The organism is Rhodopirellula baltica SH 1 (genome assembly GCF_000196115.1).
Taxonomy (GTDB): Bacteria; Planctomycetota; Planctomycetia; order Pirellulales; family Pirellulaceae; genus Rhodopirellula; species Rhodopirellula baltica.
Window position 1 is genome coordinate 1 of record NC_005027.1, and the last position, 21,211, is coordinate 21,211.

Annotated in this window: 18 protein-coding genes, 1 tRNA gene and 2 pseudogenes; 5 read left to right on the forward strand and 16 right to left on the reverse strand. The window is 55.5% G+C overall.

Going from position 1 to position 21,211, the window contains the following annotated elements; genetic code table 11:
• Positions 1-2: 2 nt before the first annotated feature.
• From RB_RS00005 to RB_RS00015, 3 genes are all read right to left on the reverse strand, one after another.
• Complete coding sequence (locus RB_RS00005; protein ID WP_007329084.1) at positions 3-182, reverse strand: hypothetical protein; 180 nt, start codon at positions 180-182, stop codon at positions 3-5.
• Positions 183-398: 216 nt separating this feature from the next.
• The gene (locus tag RB_RS00010) at positions 399-1,514 is read right to left on the reverse strand and encodes a hypothetical protein (RefSeq protein ID WP_011117687.1); all 1,116 of its coding nucleotides are present in this window, start codon (positions 1,512-1,514) and stop codon (positions 399-401) included.
• Between the two features lie 218 nt (positions 1,515-1,732).
• Positions 1,733-5,263: a DEAD/DEAH box helicase gene (locus tag RB_RS00015; RefSeq protein ID WP_011117689.1), complete on the reverse strand. Its 3,531-nt coding sequence runs from the start codon at positions 5,261-5,263 to the stop codon at positions 1,733-1,735.
• 572 nt (positions 5,264-5,835) lie between these two features.
• On the opposite strand from RB_RS00015, the gene RB_RS00025 reads away from it, so the two are divergent.
• Positions 5,836-7,386 (forward strand): hypothetical protein, encoded by a 1,551-nt coding sequence (locus RB_RS00025; RefSeq protein ID WP_011117691.1) that lies wholly within the window; start codon positions 5,836-5,838, stop codon positions 7,384-7,386.
• On the opposite strand, the gene RB_RS28420 is transcribed toward RB_RS00025, so the two are convergent.
• The 6 genes and pseudogenes from RB_RS28420 to RB_RS00045 form a co-directional block, all read right to left on the reverse strand.
• Complete coding sequence (locus RB_RS28420; protein WP_276665474.1) at positions 7,350-7,523, reverse strand: DUF1589 domain-containing protein; 174 nt, start codon at positions 7,521-7,523, stop codon at positions 7,350-7,352. The two genes, RB_RS00025 and RB_RS28420, sit on opposite strands and share 37 nt — an antisense overlap.
• Positions 7,463-7,645, reverse strand: a pseudogene (locus RB_RS28425) (DUF1589 domain-containing protein); the annotation flags it as partial. The gene RB_RS28420 and the pseudogene RB_RS28425, both read right to left, overlap by 61 nt.
• Entirely contained in the window at positions 7,575-8,069 is a 495-nt protein-coding gene (locus RB_RS28430) for a DUF1589 domain-containing protein (protein WP_011117692.1), read from the reverse strand. The pseudogene RB_RS28425 and the gene RB_RS28430, both read right to left, overlap by 71 nt.
• Positions 8,002-8,373, reverse strand: a pseudogene (locus RB_RS28435) (DUF1589 domain-containing protein); the annotation flags it as partial. The pseudogene RB_RS28435 and the gene RB_RS28430, both read right to left, overlap by 68 nt.
• Positions 8,303-8,542, reverse strand: a complete 240-nt coding sequence (locus RB_RS27935; protein WP_011117695.1) for a DUF1589 domain-containing protein — start codon at positions 8,540-8,542, stop codon at positions 8,303-8,305. The gene RB_RS27935 and the pseudogene RB_RS28435, both read right to left, overlap by 71 nt.
• A 27-nt stretch (positions 8,543-8,569) precedes the next feature.
• The gene (locus RB_RS00045) at positions 8,570-10,849 is read right to left on the reverse strand and encodes a hypothetical protein (protein WP_164921258.1); all 2,280 of its coding nucleotides are present in this window, start codon (positions 10,847-10,849) and stop codon (positions 8,570-8,572) included.
• 536 nt (positions 10,850-11,385) lie between these two features.
• On the opposite strand from RB_RS00045, the gene RB_RS00050 reads away from it, so the two are divergent.
• From RB_RS00050 to RB_RS00065, 4 genes are all read left to right on the forward strand, one after another.
• Positions 11,386-13,935 carry a c-type cytochrome gene (locus tag RB_RS00050; protein ID WP_164922637.1) on the forward strand — a complete coding sequence of 850 codons (2,550 nt, stop codon included), beginning with the start codon at positions 11,386-11,388 and terminating at the stop codon, positions 13,933-13,935.
• 132 nt (positions 13,936-14,067) lie between these two features.
• Positions 14,068-14,556, forward strand: a complete 489-nt coding sequence (locus RB_RS00055; protein WP_164921259.1) for a DUF1579 domain-containing protein — start codon at positions 14,068-14,070, stop codon at positions 14,554-14,556.
• 124 nt (positions 14,557-14,680) lie between these two features.
• Positions 14,681-15,040, forward strand: coding sequence for a hypothetical protein (locus RB_RS00060; RefSeq protein WP_164921260.1), 360 nt, complete (start codon positions 14,681-14,683; stop codon positions 15,038-15,040).
• Between the two features lie 100 nt (positions 15,041-15,140).
• Positions 15,141-15,214, forward strand: a tRNA-Arg gene (locus RB_RS00065).
• Positions 15,215-15,691: 477 nt separating this feature from the next.
• On the opposite strand, the gene RB_RS00070 is transcribed toward RB_RS00065, so the two are convergent.
• The 7 genes from RB_RS00070 to RB_RS00100 all read right to left on the reverse strand — a co-directional run bounded on the left by RB_RS00070 (position 15,692) and on the right by RB_RS00100 (position 21,127).
• Positions 15,692-16,045, reverse strand: a complete 354-nt coding sequence (locus RB_RS00070; RefSeq protein ID WP_164921261.1) for a hypothetical protein — start codon at positions 16,043-16,045, stop codon at positions 15,692-15,694.
• 545 nt (positions 16,046-16,590) lie between these two features.
• The gene (locus RB_RS00075) at positions 16,591-17,700 is read right to left on the reverse strand and encodes a hypothetical protein (RefSeq protein WP_011117702.1); all 1,110 of its coding nucleotides are present in this window, start codon (positions 17,698-17,700) and stop codon (positions 16,591-16,593) included.
• Positions 17,701-17,845: 145 nt separating this feature from the next.
• A complete protein-coding gene (locus RB_RS00080) occupies positions 17,846-18,367 on the reverse strand; it encodes a hypothetical protein (protein ID WP_231846059.1) in 522 nt (173 codons plus the stop codon).
• Between the two features lie 300 nt (positions 18,368-18,667).
• Positions 18,668-19,354: an IS30 family transposase gene (locus RB_RS00085; RefSeq protein ID WP_231846060.1), complete on the reverse strand. Its 687-nt coding sequence runs from the start codon at positions 19,352-19,354 to the stop codon at positions 18,668-18,670.
• 106 nt (positions 19,355-19,460) lie between these two features.
• Positions 19,461-19,922, reverse strand: coding sequence for a DMP19 family protein (locus tag RB_RS28440; protein ID WP_011117707.1), 462 nt, complete (start codon positions 19,920-19,922; stop codon positions 19,461-19,463).
• A 130-nt stretch (positions 19,923-20,052) separates the two neighbouring features.
• Positions 20,053-20,466, reverse strand: coding sequence for a hypothetical protein (locus tag RB_RS00095; protein ID WP_231846061.1), 414 nt, complete (start codon positions 20,464-20,466; stop codon positions 20,053-20,055).
• A 358-nt stretch (positions 20,467-20,824) separates the two neighbouring features.
• A complete protein-coding gene (locus RB_RS00100; protein ID WP_011117710.1) occupies positions 20,825-21,127 on the reverse strand; it encodes an SMI1/KNR4 family protein in 303 nt (100 codons plus the stop codon).
• Between the last annotated feature and the right edge of the window lie 84 nt (positions 21,128-21,211).

The window sequence follows — 21,211 nt, forward strand, 5'->3', positions numbered from 1 at the left end:
AACTAGCTGTTCGTGGCGGAATCCATCGTTTCTTCCATTTGCTTTTCGTAATCTTCTTGCTCTTGTTGCACTTCGGCTGGCGAGCGGGTGTCTTCGATCACTTCGTTGCCGCCGCCTCCGCAACCAACAGTGAAGACAGAAACGCTGAACGCAAACAGGGCGGAGAAAAACAATCGCGACATTACTATTGCTCGATGGATGCAAGGAATGAGTGTGAAAAACTTGTCCGAGAATTAATTCTTCTACGGATCAGTCCGTGACGCAAGTAGCCACAGCCCAATTTGGTCTTGAGCGAGGGCATTCGACAAAGTCAGTTGCGTGACCTGAAACCAAAAAAAATGCGTTCGGCGAGTTGCCGAACGCATTGCGTCATCGACTTGCCAACAAGATCAGTCGAATCACTTCTGGGCCATTCGCGAAATCTCAATTGTGTCACCATCCAAGGTCACTTTCGTCGCGAGCAACATCACGCGGTCCTTCACTTGAACGGCGGGACCGTTGATTGTCACTTGGCTACCTTCAGTGATGTTGGTGTCCAAGTCTTGCTTGCGTCCCAAATCGACGAGCATCTTTTTGCCGTCATCGGTTTTGATTTTTGCAAGCTGTCGTTGCTGACCTCGCACATCAACGGTCTTCGTGCTTTCAATCGTGCCCGAGTATTCTCGACCACTGCGTTCAACTTGCATCTGTTGGCCGTTGTGTTCAATCGATCGCGAAAGCAACACGCTCGTATCTCCCGCTTTGAACGGCGAACCCTTGACCGTCAGGGTGTCGTTCAGTTGTGGCATGCGGTCGAGTTGATCCGCAGGGCCCAAGTCGGCGATCATCGATTTGCCTTCACTTTGGTTCTGAAGTTCCACAACGACATTGGTCGTTGCCGGTGTCTTCACCTTCTTGGCTCGGGTGATCGTTCCGGTGAACGATTGGCTTTTGGCCGATGCGTTCTGTTGATCGGCTTTCTTCTGAGCAGTCTTCTGCGAGTCATTTTGCTCAGCACTGTTTGAGAACGAGATATACGTGGCGTCGTCGTAGATGCCATCGCCATCGGTGTCTGTGTACGAAGCGAAGGCGTCGTACACGCCGTCGTTGTCGTAGTCGTAGTAGTTCGAGGTGTACTCGTAGTTGCCGTCGTTGTTGGAGTCACCGTAGTCCGAGTACCCGTGGTCGTAGTAATCGTAGAACCAAGTGTCACTCGAATCAGTATCGGCGTAGTACCCGTGATCTTTGTTGGTCCAGTCGATGTCGTTGTCTGAGTCGCTGGACGTCAGGGCTTCATCGCGGTCGTACGTTTCGTTGTCCCACCGTCCGATCGCTTCGTCGGTTGGGTTGTAATCATTTCCGTCGAACCATTCGCTGACGTCATACCAGGCATCGTCCTCGTAATAAGGCGATCCGGTTTCCCATTCCCATCCGAAACCTGCTTTCGCGGTGGATGCAGCGGCCAGTGGCGTGATCAGTCCGGCCGCAACAGCAAGTACAAGACGTCGTTGGCGTGTAGGTAGTCGCTTAGTCATTTCGGTCTCCTGTGTAGGGGCACAAATTGACGCGTGCGTTCACGTTCACAGAGCGTCGTTCAGGAGACAAATGGCCGCAAAGTCGATGCCAAAAAAGACATTGGCGCAGCGAGAGTTGCGCAACCAAATCGCTTTGGCGGGAAACTCTCAGGCGTTGCAGCGGGCCGCGGTGGAAAGCAAAAAGTCCAGTGATTCCCGCTGCGAAACGCTGTTGTGGATCAGCCCATTTCAGCCTTGATCAGGTCGATCAAGTCTTGCGTTTGCAACTTCGCGGCGGCATCGGTGCCATCCAAGATGCCGGCAACGAGCTCTCGCTTGTCTGCATGCAACTGAAGGATTTGCTCCTCGATCGTTCGCTCAGCGACCAATCGATAAACCGTCACCGCACGTTCTTGCCCAATGCGGTGCGCTCGGTCAGTTGCTTGGTCTTCGACGGCGGGATTCCACCATGGATCCAAGTGCAACACATAGTCAGCCGCGGTCAGGTTCAAACCGGTTCCACCAGCCTTCAATGAGATCAAGAACAGATCGCCTTCGCCGTTTTGGAAAGCATCGACGCGGCGTTGTCGTTCGTGCGACGGAGTGGCACCATCAAGGTACTGATACGATATTCCACGTTCGTCCAAAGCGGCTCGCACCACGCTGAGGTGTTTGACGAATTGGCTGAACACGAGGGCGCGGTGATCACCTTCGCGAAGCTCTTCCACCAGTGACAAGAACAGTTGCAATTTGGAAGAGGTTCCCTTCCAGCTTGGTTCGACCAACGATGGGTGACAGGCAAGTTGACGCAGACGGGTCAACCATGACAGTGTTTGAATTCGACGCCGGCCTTCGTGCGATGGTGCTCCGCCGCCCGCGGTCAATTCCGCTAGCGCGGCCAAACGAGCGTCTTCGTAAAGTTTGCGTTCGGGCGCCGACAATTCCGCGCGAAGCGTGATCTCGGTTCGAGGCGGCAATTCTTTCAGCACTTTGTCTTTGGTCCGGCGCAACACAAATGGGCGAACCAAACGCGCCAACGATTCACGGCGATCCGCGTCGCTGTGTCGTTCAATCGGTTCGGCGAATCGACTTCGGAATCTTTGCCATGATCCGAGCAAGCCGGGACTCAACGTTCGGAAGAGACTCCACAACTCGCCGAGGTGATTCTCCAGTGGCGTACCGGAAAGCCCCAAACGCCAATCCGCTTGGATCGTTCGAATGGCTTGCGAAGTTTTGGTTTGCGAGTTCTTGATGAATTGAGCTTCGTCGAGCACCAACGTGTGCCAACCTCGCGAAGCGAATCGTTTCGCGTCGCGTTGCAGCAATTGGTAGCTGACAATCAGCAAGTCGTTCGGGCCCGCGGTCTTGATGACTTCGTCTCGATCGCAATCGCGGTAAAGCTTGCCGGTCAACGCGGGAGTGAATTTCTCCGCTTCTCGGACCCAGTTCTCACCGACACTGGTTGGCGCCACGACCAACGCGGGGCCAACGGGGCCACGTTCGACCAAGATGCCAAGCGTCTGAACCGTTTTACCGAGACCCATGTCATCGGCCAAAACACCACCGACGCCCCAGCGACTCAAACGAGCCAACCATCGGTAGCCGTCCAACTGGTAATCACGAAGCGTTGCGTCCAAGCCTTCCGGACGATCGGGCGACCAATCCTGAAGCGAATCGAGACGCTCAATCGCTTGGTGCCAAGCCGCGGTTGTTTCCAGCGTCACGTCGTCGCCAAGAACGTCGCGAGCCAATGGCACGGCCGCTCCGGCCAATCGCAGTTGTCCTTTCTCGCTGACCAGCGTATCGCCCAACTGAGTCAAACGTTTGCGAAACGCCTCGCTGATTTTCGCGAAACGGCGATCGCCGACACGGACGAGTTGCCGGTCTTCGCGGACCGCCATTAACAGATCTTGCAGTGGCACGTCGACACCATCGACGGTCACGGTTCCCGTCATGCCGAACCAGTCCGGTGAGTCATCGATTTTGATTCGTAGGGACTTCGGTGTGATCTCACCACGAACGCGGAACGTTTCTCCTTCGGGCCAAACGATTCGGGGTGATTCATCACCGGCGTCATGCAAACGACCGAGCAAATCCAATGCGGCGTGATCGGTCAGCGCGACCCACTCCATAGTGCTTTCGTGAGACAGGCGGCTGAGTCCAAAACGTTGCACAATCTTTTCGGCAGATTCCAATTCCGCTTTCAAATCGCGTTGCAATCGAATCGGACCGGTCTCGGCCAGGCACGGCACCAACTCGGGAGCATCCCCAGGAATCAACGAATCTCGTAAACGTGACTCGTACACCCGCAGAGATACCTTCAGTCCTGCCCCCGGACGCGGACGCATTTGCAGCACCAACTCACACGGAGCCGGAACGATTGGGCCGGCCAATTGCGGTGGCAACTCCACTCGAATCAGCGAGTCGATCGATCCAGCGGCCAGAGCCAAACGCGAAGCGGTCGCGTGATCAAGCAGGGTGTCGCGGTAATCGCCGCGCAGCAAGAACTGAATGATCCCGATCGCGGCGGGATCGGCCAGTGTGCACAGGACGATGCGGTCTTCGTCGGCGTCGGCCAAAATGATCGCCGGCTCGACGGGGCTCAGTCCGCCGACAACGATCTCGCACTTTTGCACATCGATGTCGATTCCGTCGACCGACAGTCGCGGTTGGAATTGCACCTCGACCTTTTCGTCATCGGGAATCAAATCGTCGGGGATCAAACCATCAGCGGATGGAGCCTCGATGGAGTCGAGTTCCGATTCGGGCATCGTCATCGTTGCGGTGACGTTGCCCAATAACTCATCGGCCGATTTACCCGAACGTTTGCCTGATGACTTGCGAGTGGTTTTTGCCGCGGTCTTTTTCTTCGAAGCTTCGCCGTCGGTTTGGCTTTTGGATGCTTTGGGTTTCTTGGACTGTTCGACTTCGACGGGCTGCAACGTCAACAACAACTGACTGCAGAAAACTTCCACGGGAAGTGCGTTTTGATCGTCCCAGGCAACATTCTCGTGGCCGGCCAGCATTCGCAAGGCTTCGAAGATGGCGTAGTTGTCGTCATGAACGCCGTGTGTCGGCACCGACGTCAGCGATGCGATCTTGCTGTCCAGTGGATCGGTCAACAAGTTTTGATCCAGCAAATCAAAGCTGCGGACTTCGCGACCCTTCGTCCAACCCTTGCCACCCTTGCGTTGCTTTTGTTCAAACGGCGTGATTGTCAGTGGTGCCGTTTGCGATGCCATGTTCACGCGAACTCGCCATTGCAAACGAGTGGGTTCAGCGTCTTCGGCGGGTGCCGGTCGCGAATTTTTAGCTCGTCGCAACAGTTCATCAACGAACTGCTTGCCCGCCGCGACCGCGTCAGCTTTCAGGCCGCCCAAAAATTCGATCAGCTGCCCGTTGCCGTTTCTGCGAGCGATTTGTTCTTGCAACCACCACGCGGCGGCCAGTGTGTGCGGGCACGAATTGTCTCGCAGAAAAGCCACGCATCCGCACTGGCATTCGCTGGACAGTTCGCCGACTCCGCCGGGATCGTCCTCGTCGACTTGCGGGACGATTTCGAGAGCAACGGTTTGCTGCTTTTCTCGGTTGCCAACCACTTGGAAATCAAAGCGAACACCGTTGTCGCCTTGAGTCAGGGTTGGGGTCTTCACCGTCAGCATTGCTGCGCGGGAATCGAAACCCTGGTCGTGCGAATCAACGAGACGCTCCACCGCCTCGCCCATCAGCAATCCAAGCGATCCGAGTTGGTCTTCCGCGATCCAGTCCATGCGTGTTGCTTCTCAGAAGGTGCAATTCAAAAAACGAGCGAAACAGGTTACACGCGATGACGGCGTAAAGCGATGGTGCAAAGCGACAACCTCCCACGTCGGAGCTCAATGGACGATTCGTCCCCCAAAGGGTGCTCTTGTGCCTCGAACCAGCCATCTCGCGGCGACTGACCGAACCGACTACTATGATGGCGCTAAGGCGAAAGCCGGCGGAGTGGCACCGGTCGCGTGCCAAACCATCCCACCCGGCCCCTTTTCAGATCGACTCGGTTGTTTCCAGCCCGGTTGGACAAAGGTGGTTGTTCACACGTTGTGTGCGGGAGTTCCTTGGGAATGACACTCGGACAAGACACTTTGTTGCCAGGGATCGTTCCGGAGGGGATTTTCGGACAATCCTTCGAAAGTTGAGGATCGCTTGATTCAGGCGTTTCCATCAACTCGAACGAACGTCGGGGAAACGGATGGCGGGCGACAGGGGTGAGCCGCACCGTCTCGGTTGCCAGGATGGTCCTGAGTAACGTTTCGGACGTTTCCCGATAGTTTTTTGTTCGGTCTTTGAATCGCTGGTTGCCATGGGGCAAATGCATTTTGATGTCCCTGACGCAGCGAACGAGTTCTTTGAATCGACTCGTTGGGAAGACGCGTATCTATGCGGCATCGAAGGGGTGCCGTGGCAGTCGCGGAATTCTTACTCGAACGGCCGCTTCACGCTGACTCGCGGCGTCGATACATCGGCCAAATTGTTCCTGACTTGCCCAATTCCCTCCATCGGGTATCGCCAACTCAGCACATGCAGTTTGCGTTGTCTGGACCGTTCCCACCGACTGTTTGTCGAATTGGCTCGGGGAAGTTGTTATCGCGTTCGTGTTCAAGCCGATGTCTGGCAACGCGGCGGGTTGGTTCTCAGTGATCGATTCGACGACTTCTTAACGCGAGGCACCAAGCGTTTTCTGGATGCGGCGCAGTGTGCCCCAGACGATCCGTCGTGCGTGGATGCCGCCTTGGAAGCCATCGAAGCTCTCGAGCACGCCTCCAACGAACTGGGCGATCTGTTCTCGACTCAGTCCGTTGCCTATCGCCGTAGTCGCGAAACTCGGTTGAGCACCATGTTGGCCGTCGGAGTCTTGCCGCCGCTGCCTGCCACCGAAGTCACCGCGGACATGCAATCCGGGCGTGCCAGCAATTCAATTGACGAACAAGCCACCATCACGCGAGCGTTCAACGCCGCCGCGGTTCGAATCAGCTGGGGCGAAATCGAAACCGATTCGGGGCGTCCGAATTACGAACCCACCGATGAAGCCCTGACCGCGTGTGCCCAAATGGGACTGCGTGTGATCGGCGGACCGGTTATCGATTACCGCAAAGGTCTGCTGCCGGATTGGTTGACTTTGTTGGACGACGACTTCGACAAGTTGATGTCGACAATGACCAGCTTCGTCGAGAAAACGGTCGTGCAATTTCGCGGACGCGTGAACCTTTGGAACGCCGCCTCCGGACTGAACGTCGCCGGACCGCTCGGTTTTGACGATGAACAAGTCATGCGGTTTTCGATCGGAATTTTGCAGACGATCCGGCGATGCGATCCGAACACGCCCGTTCTGATGTCCCTGGACCAACCTTGTGGCGAATACCTCGCCCGCGATGAACAAGGGATCAGCCCGCTGCACTTCGCCGATGCTTTGCTGCGAAGCGGTTTGGGGTTGGCTGGGATCGGATTGAATTTCCGGTTTGGTTTCGACGACGGTGACACTCACCCTCGATCGGCGGTCGAGTTCGGGCAAATGATCGACCGTTGGGGAACCCTGAACGCTCCGCTGATGGTTCAGTTGTCCGTCGCCGGCGCACCCGGTAAAGACGCCGCCGCACGATTGCCGATTCAAACACGGCCGTTGTCACCCGAAATCAATGGCGAGCCCGACGCTTGGGCGAAGGCTCAGATTGAATTTGTGCAACCACTGATTGAGACGTTGCTATCCAAGCAAATCGTTCACGCGGTGGTGTGGGACGGTTGGTCGGACCAGCATCCTCACATGACGCCGCACGCGGGAGTGATCGATGCCAAAGGCCGACCACGTCCGATGCTTGCCTACCTCACCAAAATCCGCGAAGAGATGTTGATCTGAAAGCGGAGGGTGTCTTTCCTTGCTGACGCGTCAGGTTGGGACAGAAATGTAGGCCAGGTTGTACCTGGCGGGGTGTATGGACGGACATCGCTGAGTCTTGCGTGACCGGCTGGGCGGCTCGCTTTGTTCCAAAGCATCGGCTGGGTGCCAGGTAATGACCTGGCCTACGTTGGTAGCTTCGCCAGTATTCAGACGTGTCCCTCGCTGACGCGTCGGGTTGGGACAGAAATGTAGTCCAGGTTGTACCTGGCGGGATGAATGGACGGACATCGCTGAGTCTTGCGTGACCGGCTGGACGGCTCGCTTTGTTCCAAAGCATCGGCTGGGTGCCAGGTAATGACCTGGCCTACGTTGGTGGCTTCGCCAGAATTCAGACGTGTCTCTCGCTGACGCGTCGGGTTGGGACAAATATGTAGGCCAGGTTGTACCTGGCGGGGTGAATGGACGGACATCGCTGAGTCTTGCGTGACCGGCTGGACGGCCCGCTTTGTTCCAAAGCGTCGGCTGGGTGCCAGGTAATGACCTGGCCTACGTTGGTGGCTTCGCCAGAATTCAGACGTGTCTCTCGCTGACGCGTCGGGTTGGGACAAATATGTAGGCCAGGTTGTACCTGGCGGGGTGAATGGACGGACATCGCTGAGTCTTGCGTGACCGGCTGGACGGCCCGCTTTGTTCCAAAGCATCGGCTGGGTGCCAGGTAATGACCTGGCCTACGTTGGTGGCTTCGCCAGTATTCAGACGTGTCCTTCGCTGACGCGTCGGGTTGGGACAGAAATGTAGGCCAGGTTGTACCTGGCGGGGTGAATGGACGGACATCGCTGAGCCTTGCGTGACCGGCTGGACGGCTCGCTTTGTTCCAAAGCATCGGCTGGGTGCCAGGTAATGACCTTGTCTACGTTGGTGGCTTCGCCAGAATTCAGACGTGTCTCTCGCTGACGCGTCGGGTTGGGACAGAGATGTAGGCCAGGTTGTACCTGGCTGGGTGAATGGACGAACATCGCTGAGTCTTGCGTGACCGGCTGGACGGCTCGCTCTGTTCCAAAGCATCGGCTGGGTGCCAGGTAATGACCTGGCCTACGTTGGTGGCTTCGCCAAAATTCAGACGTGTCCCTCGCGGACGCGTCGGGATTTCATTTCGACGGACTTGGAAATCCATCGTCCTGGGAGTGTTGCTTTTGCAACGCTACGCGGCGCGACGTTGGTTCTCGTTGGATTCCAACACGGGCACATGTGCTCGCTTGCGACGGAGGTCCCGCATGACGGCGGCACTCTCGTGCAGTTTGCCTTCCAGCACTCGCATGCGTTCTTGCATCTCCGCGTTTGCATCGAGGCTTTGATCGAGTTCACTGGAGACGCGTTTGAGTTCGACGGTGAGGTCGGCGACCTGGGATTGCATCGCCACGGCACGCGGTTCGTGCTGACGAGCAGTTTGCAGAGATTCCTTGGTCGACTTCAACTCCTGAGTCAATCGTTGCACCAGCGAGGTTTGTTCGCTGATTCGTGACTCGAGCTGTTCTTGCGATCGTCGCAGCGATTGAACTTGCTGATTGCGTTCATCGATCTCTTGCTGCAACTGCGTCTCGCGTTGTTGCTGATTCTTGACCTGTTGAGCCAGACGCGTGGTTTCGTTGGTGCGTTCCGAAACGGTTTGCTTCAGCTTTTCAAATTCGGGACGAACCGATTGAAGTCGTTCGATTTCTGCACGATGCCGCGACACGGAATCTTGCTGCACCTGCAGATCGTTTCGCAGTTGCGAGATCGCATCGTCTTTCGACGCGATGGTGGCTTCCAATTGTGTGGCTTCGTTGCGCAGTTGTTCCGTCGACGCGTGAATTTCTTGCAGCGTTTTCTCGTGACGGTCGCGTTGGACGATCGCGGACGCGAGCGAAGACTCCGTCGTTTCCAAACGCGACGCGGTGGATGCCAGTTCGGTTTGAGCTTTTTCGAGTTGAGACTCAACCGACGACAGCTTTTGCGCGGTGGCGGAAAGCCTGGATTCTGATTCTGACAACTTGGCTTTGCTTTCGGTCCAACTGGTTTGAACCGACGCCAGCTCTGTTCGTGTTTGTTCCAGCTGAGACTCGGTCGTCGATAATTTTTCGACCGTCTGCGTGAGTTGCGACTGGGTTTCGGTCAGGCTCAATTCCGTCGACGCTAGTTGCGATGCGGTGTGTTCCAATTTGGAGTTCAGTTCCGCGTGAGTCAGGCTCAGCCGTTCTTCGAGTTCTGACAGTGCCGATTCGGCAACCACACGGCTGTCGATGGCTTCTTGAATTCGAAGCGTTCGCTCGTCGAGTTCTTCTGCCAGCTCTTCGCGTTCGCTTTGCAGCGTCTGTAGTTTCAGCTCGTTCTCTTGCAACGTGGATTCCAGCTGGGTGCGAGCCGTTTTCAGTTCGCTCACTTCTTCGTTGCGAGTTTCCAATTCTTCGCGAACCAATTGAACCGTTTCTTCGTGGCGGGTCGCGGTTTGAATAGCGATCTCATGTTGCGATCGCAGGTTCTCGTATTCTTTTTGCAGCTCGGCAAAGCGTTGACCGGTCTCGTCGTATTCGTTGGAAACGTTCTCTCGCTCAGCAGCGAATTGATCACGCTGCAGGATCGCGGCGTCACGCTGAGTAACGGCTTCTTCGACTCGCTGAAGAAGCGATTCGTTGGCTTGGCTCAGTGAGTCGATCTCTTCGTTCGCAGCGTTGAGGTCCGCGAGAATTTGTTGGACCTGGCTTTGAGTGTTTTCTTGTTCGTTTTGCAGCGAGGTTTGCTGTTGCCGGAATGCGTTGAGGGCTTCTTCGGCGGCAAAGACTTCACCACGGGTGACTTCGATTTGCGATTCGAGCTCGGCATTTTGTTTCTTCAGTTGCTCGTTGGCCTGCATCAGGAATTCCTGCTGCTTTTCTCTGTTGGCGAGCTCATCGCCGGTGGCGTTGGCGGTTTCAGCGAGTTCACGCATTTTGGAAGCGGACTCTTCGAATCGGGTTTCGTTGTCTGCCAAAGCAGAACGCAGTGACTCGATTTCTTTTTCCGCTTGTTGCAGCGAAGCGGTCGCAGCTTGGCGAGCTTCTTCCGCATCCTTGTTGGCCAATTCAAAACGGCTGTGTTCGGTCCGCAGATGTCCGAGTTCGGTTTCCGCTTCGGCCGTCAATTGCTTTTGGTCTTTGAGCCACTGACGGAGTTGTTCGCTTTCGGCTTTGACTTCGTCTCGGCTGGATTGCAGCGAATCGATGTCGCCCTGCATGCTGAGGAAGTGGTGTTTGCGACTTCGGGCTGCCGCTTTCGCTTTTGCGTACTTCTTCTCGGCGTCTTTAATGGCTTGCACATCGCGGCTGCGATCGCGGTACCACAGCAAATGTCCAGCCAGAATGCCTGCCAACATACAGACGAGGGCGGTAAACGACGGGATTCCGATCCAAGTATTCATGGCAGCCACCAACACAAAACAAACGAGAACGCGTGGCAAAAACCACACTCCATGTGGCCTGTAGCAAGCCGCCGGCCGGTGTGTCGATACCAAACCCGGTGCTGAACCCCTGTGAGGGGACCGAGGTCGCGCAGTTTTGCTTCACCCTCCCAAGGGGAGGATGATGACAAACGCGTGGCAAAAAAACAGCTTGGAAACTGCACGGCCTCCCGTACGGGCGAGGCTGGCAGGACGTCAAGAACACAGCACTTCAACCTCGATCAGTCGTGGGACTCTGAACGAGAGTCAGCTCGCTCACGAGCCAGTGCGGATGCGGGGACAACCAGGGCATGGCGGGATCGATTGGGACGGTTTCACGCCGGTTTGGGGTGGGGGAGAGGGAATCGAAGATCTTCTCCGCGTTGGTTGGCGATCGCCCCGGCAGGCGGTTAATATATGGACTTCTCCGAGCGATCGCTCGACGGCGTGGTTTGCGACCGCGTCCCCCACCCCTCCCCATCCCTCCGGCAACTGCTTCGTCCATGAAATCCCTCTGTTCTTCCACGTCCGCTGGCGTTTTCGCGAGCTCGCACGCGGGAAACGTTTTGTCCCGGCGAGTTTTCGCAGCGACGTCCTCTGTTCTTCGTCTGGGGGCCTTCGTTGGCGTCCTTGGGCTGAGCCAGCTTCATCTTCCGAATGCTTCGGCTGGGCTGGGCGTCACACCCGCCGAGCAGTTCAAAGTCCCGGAAGGCTTTGAAGTCGAGCTGTTGCACGAAGTCGCCCCCGAGTCGGAAGGTTCTTGGGTCAGTTTGACCGTCGACCCCAAAGGACGCCTGATCGCCTGCGATCAATCTGGCGGACTCTTCCGAATCGACATGAGCTCGGGCGAAGCCAAGGTCGAAAAGCTCGAGATTGAATTCGTCGGTGCCCAAGGTCTGCTGTGCGCGTTCGGGTCGTTGTACGCCAACGTCAACGCTCGAGAGTTTCCGTGTGGTTTGTGGCGTTTGACCGACACCGATGGCGACGATCAGTACGACAAAAAGGAACACATCATTCCGCTCAACGGCGGCAGTGAGCACGGGCCTCACGCGTTGCTGGTGACGCCCGATGGCAAACGCATCATCATGGTCGCCGGGAACAACACCAATCTGCCGGAAGAAATCGCCCACTCTCGAGTGCCAAAGGTTTGGGACGAAGACCACTTGCTCGGCCGCATGCCCGATGCTCGAGGTCACAACGCCAACCGAATGGCTCCTGGTGGATTCATCTGCTCGTTGAACCCTGACGGCAGCGATGTGGAATTGATCGCGACTGGTTTTCGTAACCCGTACGACATTGCCTTGAATCGTCAGGGCGAACTGTTCACCTACGACGCTGACATGGAATGGGACGTCGGCACGCCTTGGTACCGCCCCACCCGAATCAACCACGTGATCAGTGGTTCAGAATTCGGATGGCGAAACGGTACCGGCAAATGGCCTGCGTACTATCCCGACTCGTTCGGATCCGCCGTCGATATCGGTCCGGGTTCGCCAACGGGCATCGTGTTTGGCTACGGCGCCAAATTCCCTAAGAAGTACGAAAACGCTCTGTTTATTTCGGATTGGAGCTATGGCAACATCCACGCGGTGCATTTGACCGAAGATGGTTCCAGCTACAGCGGGACTTACGAAACCTTCGCCACCGCAGCACCGTTGCCCGTGACCGACTTGGTCATTCATCCCGATGGAGCCCTGTACTTTGCGATCGGTGGTCGTGGCACGCAAAGCGGTCTGTACCGGATCAAGTACACCGGTGACATCGCCGCTGCTGATGCGGCGGAAGAAGTCGTTGCCGCGTCTGACGAAGCCAAGCAACTTCGTGAACTGCGTCACAGCATCGAAGCTTTGCATGTGGACGACGCGGATCTATCGGTCAGTCCAGAGGAGGCTGTCAAGCTAGCGATCGAGAACCTGAGCCATGATGACCGGGCGATTCGCTTCGCCGCTCGCATTGCTCTGGAACACCGTTCGCCTTCGAGCTGGAAGAAAGCGGCACTGAACGAAGCAAACGCCGAAGCCAAAATTCTCGGCGTGATCGCTTTGGCGCGTACGGGCGAGAAAGCGGATCAAGCCGATGTTGTCAAAGCGTTGGAAACGATCGATCTGGAATCATTGGCGGCCAGTGAAAAGATCGACTTCCTCCGTGCGGCTGGCTTGGTGGCGATGCGTTTGGGCGAGTTCACGCAAACGCAACGTGACGCTCTATTCGGAAAGATCAAAGGCCAATTCCCAACCGGCCTTGATTCGCTCGACCGTGAGCTGGCAATCATGGCGATCTACTTGGGCGACCCGGAATCGACCGCTTCGGTTGTTGCCGCGTTGCAAAATTCGCCGAGCCAAGAGAGCCAAATCCACTACGCGATGGCGTTGCGAGCAGCCAAAGAAGGTTGGAGCAATGATCTCCGTCGTGATTACCTAGCGTGGTTCAACGAGATGGCGACCGCTCGTGGCGGGATGTCGTTTGGCGGATTCCTGGACAACATCAAAAAGGTCACGGTTGAGCGTTTGTCAGACGCTGACAAGCAATCGCTCGCCGATGTGCTGGCCAAGCCCAAGCAAACCGACGAGGCTCCCGCCGGACCGCCACGTGAGTTTGTCAAGCAATGGAAGGTCGACGATTTGGTCGATTTGGTGAGCGACGAAAACCGTCGTCCCGACTTCGAAAACGGCAAGGCGATGTTTGCCGCTGCGACATGTTACAAGTGTCACCGAATGGGACTGCAGGGCGGAATTCTCGGTCCTGATCTGACCAGTGCCGGTGGCAAGTTCAGTCCTCGTGACATGTTGGTTTCGATCATCGAACCCAGCAAGGTGATCAGTGACCAGTATGGTTCGACGCAGTTCCTGACCGAGGATGGAGAAGTCATCACCGGTCGTGTGATCAACATGCGGAACAAAGTCCTGAACGTGATGACCAACATGCTTGATCCATCTTCGTTGGCGGAGGTTGACCGCGAAGCTGTCATCCAAACGCGTGAATCCACCGTCAGCATGATGCCCAACGGATTGTTGGACACGTTGAACGAGGAAGAAATCGCTGATCTAGTTGCCTACCTGCGAGCCGGTGGCAACGCCAAGCACGCGATCTACACGCAACCAGTCGCGACGCGATAGTTCGCCAGCGATCGATTTCAAAGACAAACGGCCCCGGAGAGTCTGCCTCTCCGGGGTCGTTTTTTATGCTTGCTTCCTTAAGTCGCTATCCTTGAGGTTCATCAACCGCCGCTCCTATTGCGAGGAAATGCTGTGCCACCCCGACAACTGCTGCGTGCCCTGGAAGGAGATTGGCGAGGGGCCTGTCAAACCTGGTTCGAGCCAGGCAAGCTCGCTGACAAATCCGAAGTCTCCGGCAGCATCAAGCCAATGCTGGAAGGTCGCTTCCTGCGTCACGTCTATCAAAGTCAGATCCAAGGCCGTCCGCGTCACGGCGAAGAATGGATCGCCTTCAATGAAGTCACGGAGAACTTTGAGATCTCCTGGGTAGACGATTTCCACATGAGCGGCGCCATCATGATTTCGCGTGGACCGTTGACGGTGCCCGAAGGATTGTCAAAACGAAGTGCTGCGTTCGAAGTCTTCGGCCACTACGACGTTGGCAAAGATCACCCACGCTGGGGCTGGAAAACTCGCTACGCGTACGATGAAGAATCCGGCCTGGTCATCACCGCCTACAACGTCACGCCAGACGGAGAAGAGGCCAAAGCGATCGAAACGGTTTACCAACGAAACTCGTGAAGATTCCTACGCAGACGATTGGAGCGCCCACAAGCAACGGATTCCTCGCCCGTCTATCTGCAAGCCTCATCTCCAGCGTGAAAACGTTTCGCGTTTCCAATGCAAACCCACCGGGATCCATCCCATGCAAACCAATTTTGTTGTCGTCGATGTGTTTGATCACGTGGTTGATGCGGAGATGTTGGCCATGTTGTTGACGCGAGAAGGTTTGACGCCTCAGCTCGTGGACAACCACACCGTCGGCATGAACTGGATGCATTCCGGAGCGTATGGGGGCGTCAAGGTGAAGGTGCCCGAGTCTCAGGAGGCCCATGCCAAGCAGATTGCCAGCCAACTGAGGACTCAATCGAAGGCTCGGCTTCAGATGATGGCGAACACGAACGAGGACGCGTGTCTGGCGTGTGGCAAAGAAATGGCGGAAGACAACGACGAGTGCAGGGAGTGCGGTTGGTCCTACGGGCAGACCAGCAGCGAGGCCGACTGAGTCGCGAATCAAGCGGCCATCAAAACGCGGCAGGTCAACTCGCCAAATCGAAACCGGTGGTTTAAACTGCCGCTCGTCGCCATCGAGCGACCCTCCTCTCGCGCCCATAGCTCAGCTGGATAGAGCAACGGACTTCTAATCCGTAGGTCGGTGGTTCGAATCCACCTGGGCGTGCCTTTCCGCCGATCCTGATTCCTCAGCACCGATCAGGATCGGCTTTTTGCTGGGTTTCGAGTCATCGTCGATGGCTCCTGCTTTCCTCCGTTCAGCACGGACGACACCGCCCGCGACACCTTCGACCGATTCTTCGATTGCTCGCTGCCAATGAGTTTCGGTCGTCAAAGTCGAACCGCGGTATCGCCCATTCGCCAGGAGGAGCCGTCTCGGTCGTAGAGAGCGTACTACTATCAAGATTGCTTTTAAGTGCGAGAACCAGTTCGTCGAACTTTGAGTCTCCAATCAGGCACAAACCGCTCAGCGTCGTCGATTGCGTCTTCTGCTTCGTCATCGTTTGCGCCAACAGAATTGCGAAGCAGTTCGAGGTTCATCGTTATGGTGTGAGTGACGGGGGGAACGTCCACCGGCACCGAGCGTTGAGGGTAAAGCTAACCATCAGGAAACGCACTGACGCCGTTCCGCCGCAAGGCATGTCTATCCACAGTCTGCCGTCAGCCAGTCGAGCACGAACGTCGAGTAACCTTCCCAAGTCTCGGGAAAACGTGTGACGTTCGGAATGTGGTTAACTTCAAGCAAGTGGGGGACGCCATTGGTGTCAACGATGTAGTCGTTTGCAGCGATCTCAAGCCCGAATCCGCGTGCGACGGCACGCGTATCATCAACTAAAGCGGAATCGAGATCAATCAAAGAAGCGGTGTCGTGGTGAATAGACTTCAGCCAGTCGTCACCCTCGAGGCGAATCTGCCACGCACTGTCGCCAATAACAACGACGCGAATGGCCTCGCCAGAAACGAATGGTTCGACAATGGAGGCATTCTCGGTCACCATCGAATCGTCAAATCGTTCTTTGTTCTCGCCACAATGCCAGTTGCCCCATTTTGCGACGGACGGCCCACTGGCAATGTATTCAAGGCCAGGTGATGAGTATCCACGCGGAGGATCCGCAAACGACGCAAAACGCAAAGCACGGGCTAAGCATGGCAATTTGAGCCGACAGTCCATCATTGCCGCGGCGTTCGGCAAGCATTCACCGGCCCAGATAGCTAGCCCAGTGATGAAGTCGTGATCGTCAGCGAAGATGCCGTGAAAGACCATTCGCGAAATCGGAAGGAGCCGAGCGCCACTCGCGGGTTGGACAAAGAGCTGGCGATCACGAACCATCATTTGCGGCAATAGCTCGTGGCACACCATAGGGCCACCGTAGCGCTGTTTGATGTCGGCGAGTTCGTCAGCGTCTAGGCCAATGATGCAGGGTAGTGGTTGCATGTGATTTCTTTACTCGGGAAACGTCGGGCATCACCGGAGACGAACGGAAAGGCAACCACAGCCAAAACACGTTTTCTAGTCCTCCGCGTGCATCCCGTGGTTCGCCGTCAATTGTACAGTTTCGAATCGTCGAATATGTCACACAAATACGCGGCAACGCTGTCGGGAAAACCACAGCGGGTCATCCCGTGACATAGTCCGGCATAGTATGCAGTGTTGATATGAACCGGAAGATATTTAGAAAGGATTGCTAGGTTGGGATCAGGAGTCTTGCGTTTGCGATAGTTTTGCACTGCTTTCTGAGTGGAGATCTGGAAAGCGTCTTGATCGCAGTCGTAGATCGCTTGCACCATGTTTGCAAGGAGTCGTATTCGAGTTTTTCGGCTCTCGGAACACCGCGAGAGTTTTCGAACGAAACCAGGCTTGAGACTACCCTGAAAGAGACCGGCAGTAACCAGTGTCAGTTCTTGAATCTCGTTGTCGAGCGGACCTTCGTAGCCCGGTTTCTTACGGGGCGTTGCCCATTGACAGAGCCGTGCCATTTTTCGGTTCATGCCTAAGAAAGCGCAGGCAAATATGCCTTCGCTGAGTGGCCGGTACCAACCCTCAAGGCTTGTTCTTCCAGCGTCGAAGTCGTCGATTGCAGCATCAACTGAATCATTCGCTAGCTCGATAAGCGTAGGGACCGGGACGTTCGCACCCAAATGCCGAGCGCGTATCAATTCGCAACAGATATGCAGGTTGCGTTTGCTGCGGACGTCTTCTTCAGCATGTCGGAGCAGTGACTCCACGAGTTCTTGAAGTGAAAAAGCGACATGGAATCCTATTTCGCGCGCTGCATCATTTAGCGGTTCCTGTGGTACGCCTGGCGGAATAGTCTCTTGCCCACCTCGAGTGATTTTGCGAACTTTTTTGCCGATCTTGTTTACTTGATCCCGCAGTTGTTGTTTGGCTTCGTCGAGCTCTGCTTGCCCGTCGGGCGACAGCGGCGTGTAGTATTTCTCAGCCGTGCCTTTAAATACATCAATGAAATGCGGTTTCGACGTAATGTCGACACCAACCCGCTTGCTCAGTTCTGACAGCATTTCGTCCTGCCAAAAGCGAAGGCTTTTGCGTTTCTGCGTCTCACTAACGGAAGACGCGAGTTTATAGAGAGCATCGCGATCGAAAAGCTTTTCGGCCGCGGCAAGTATTTTGGCGCGAGTAATATCATCCATAGCGATGTAGCATCATGCGATTTGCGTCGGCGAACGGGAAGCATCTGCGTGGTGGCGGAAACCAGATTTGCAGTTGCTGGAGGTCTCTACCGTCACTCCACGGCATGAATTGGTTATTGCGTGATGTGAATTCACGCATCCTGCGTTAGAGACCGAAAGTGTAAAGGAAGTACATGCCGACGAGACAAACCAACGTGTGCGGGAGCGTCAATGGAATGAGTTGAGCAACCCGAGGGAAACGAATGAACGCAGGTACCATTGAAAGCCCGCCGATATAGAGCCCGTTTGCGTATAGCGTTACGACCTGTTCGCCCTCCCCTAGATCGCTAAAACGGTCGGAGAGCCAGAGCAAAGATGCAAACAGAAACAGCGGAACGAAACACACTGCAGCACCGATATAGCGAGATCTGAAGTAGCAGCCCACAAATGCGCCAACAGCGGCAAAAGTCACAACAAACGGAACAGCAATCAACGAAATGTAAGCGTCTTCATCGGTCGCCAACGACAACAATGTGCCAGTTAACGCAAACGCTCCAATTACGATCAGCCCAAGAGCGGCAAAACCAAGTGACGCCCAAGTAATCGCAATCGCGTCTACGGCCCAATGCAGGTGCGTAGGCGTGTGCAACCGTGCGACAGTCGTGTCAGCTGATGAGTATGGATTCAATGCGTGGTGCGTTTGGTGAGGTGCATTTCAGTCGGACAAAGAATTTAAGAAGTCCGTGGTATGAGGCGAGTCGGTTGCTGCACGCTGCTGACCAGGCCGTGACCGTTCTCTTTCGAGACGTCACTATCAACACTTCTTGCACGTTGACACCTCAAATCACGGAGACCTCTCATGTTGATAGCGATGACCGGACTACGGCGAACGATCATCCAATTCGGAAACACGAGTCCGCGTTTACGTGTTCATTGCTTGGTTCACCCATTCCGTGAATTCAAATCCGAAACGCAATTTTTCGCGAAATCACTGGGAGAGCGACGCCGGTGTCTGATAGCCGTGTCGTTTACGAGGTCGTAGGTTTAGCAGCATAGCGGCTTTGCGAACCTGCTGCCAGCTGATCGAACCATAGTCCACTCCCTTTGGATAGTACTGACGCAGAAGACCATTGGTGTTCTCATTGGTCCTTCGTTGGCCACTACAGTATGGATCGGCGAAGAACACCATGACTTTGAACCAAGTAAAAAGAAATGGATGGTAGAAGAATTCGGTGCCATTGTCGAAGGTCATTGTCTTGATGTATTCCTTCGGCACCTTCTTGAACATCGACCGAATCGTATCCATCACCAAACGCGATAACTTCTTTTGGCAGCGACCAACTAAGGTGTAGCCAGTCTTGCGGTCCACGGCGGTTACCAGGTAGCCAGTGCTCTTCTTGCAGACCACCAAATCGAGTTCCCAGTCGCCAACCCGTTTCCGGTTGCTGGCGACTTTTGGGCGGTCGTGAATTGACACACGGTCAGTAGCCTGTTTGCGAATGAATCCCGGCTTTTGCTTGCGATTGCGACGCCCGCTTCGCCGCATCACTTTGCGAATTGGGTAGTTTCGATCCAAAGACCATAGATACTTGTAGATCGTTTGATGGCTGATTTGCTGCTTAAGATGTGCATAGCTGACTGAGCCCGCATGAGTTGTTGGGATTTGAAGCTCCAAACAGCTTGGCGGGCTCAGTCGGTGTTTCGCCAGGGGGCGTTGAAAAACCTTTCGTTTTTTCAACGCTCTGAAAATTGCGTTTCGGGTTTGAATTCACGTTCTTCAGCTAGCCGGTGGGCAACGCGCCAGTATTGGCACGAACGTATTCAGCGAGCAGCCGGAATGTCTCATCTGATGATTCAAAGTATAGAGTGTCTGCAGTCTCAAATCCAAGCAGTGCTTTGATCATCGAAAGCGGTAATCGAAGCCTGTTTAACGGTCGCGAGATCGCGGACGTGGGGCGAATCCACAAAGTGCCACGAAGAAATCGGGAGAATGCTCGATGTGCTTGTTCAGCGCCGATTGTTGCATGCGATTCGGGCATGAGTGTGCAGAGGTCGAAGTCAGCATCCTTTCGTTCGAGCAAAAATTGGAATCCGCCGTTCGAAATTCGAGCGTGTGCTTGGTTGACCGCGAGCACAATTTGATGCGGCTTGGGGATCGAGTAAATGTCGAGTTGGTTGCCGTGAAGTTTCAGTATTCGCTCGACAGTATCACCCACCAGCTCAGAGTCGGAGTCGTCGATCATTCAAACGTTGTAGCAACGGTCTTGGGGTTAGTCGGGGAACGTCACCCATCAGCGGGCTCGCGGAGATAATTAATCACTGCCAAGCCGCCTGATCGCGTGCTCCGTTGCATGGGATGGTTCGTCGTGATCATCATTCGACCAAGAATCCGTTCTCGATTTCGATGACCGGCAGCCTAAATCTCTCATCTGGCCCAGACGGAAGCACGAGCGTTACGCCGAGGCACTCGATTGGTGGCTCGCCGGGCGTAGATCCTTTGTAGTACACATCGTGGTCGAAGAACGTATTGCGCGGGAGTCGGTGACTACTCTGTATCTTCTTGAGCAGCGTCGTTACGTGCTCTGGAGTATTCCCCAGCGACAGCGTCGATTGAATAGCTTGTAGGACCGCATTCTCGTCGAGCAGCGTGCTATCGACTTTGACTGTATCCGAGATCTGATCGTTGAACTGAGCGACTGCTTGTGGCAGCGGAGTCGAATCCAGCCAGTCAAATAGGGGGCGTGCGATCGCCAACGCAACTGCCGCTACTGCGACAATCAAGATCAATGTCCGTAATTGGTATCGAACGAGTCTTGACTGCCGTTTCGAATTCTGTGTCATCAAAGAATATGCTGTAGGTACGGCGAACATTGCGGATCACCGCGTGGGGAGAGAAAAGTCATCCATTTGAAAATGGCCGCAAGCCCCACTCCGGCGCATCCGAGGGTTATCCGGTCAGTTCGAGTCGATCGTTGAGCATCCGGTCGTACCAGTCGCGACGGAAGTCAAGCAGCGATTCGTGGATAACCTCATGCGGTTCTCCACCCTCTTGGTCAAACCAAATCACCTGCCCCCGCGTGAAGCCGTGCCCATCCCTGACGACGTAGCACAAGTGGTCGCCACCGCCGTTGTCCAGGAAGGGAAGCTACGCAGGCTGCCAGTGCTCGGATGGCCAACCTTCGGAAAGGGCCATGTCAGTGAGCATTGTGTGGGTCGCCATGGACTCACGCAACGTCATGAATGTCAGATTCAATAACAGTTCGGTAAAGTCGCCGGATTGCTGACCGTTGTGCCACCGATAAAGTTCGGCGAACTCCTCAGGGAGCGTGCAGCAGTACACAGTGGCCGCCGCTGCCAGTTCGGAATGAGTAGCAGGTGGTTGAAGTAGCCGGTGGTAGTCGAGCCGGTTTGCCACGAGCCAATCGTCGAGTTGCTGATAGGAAGCCATGGTTCAGTCCGATAGCTCGATCCTCACCTGTTGTACCGGGTGAGATCATGTGTTGGAGGATGTTCCGGACGGTTCAGTGGTGAG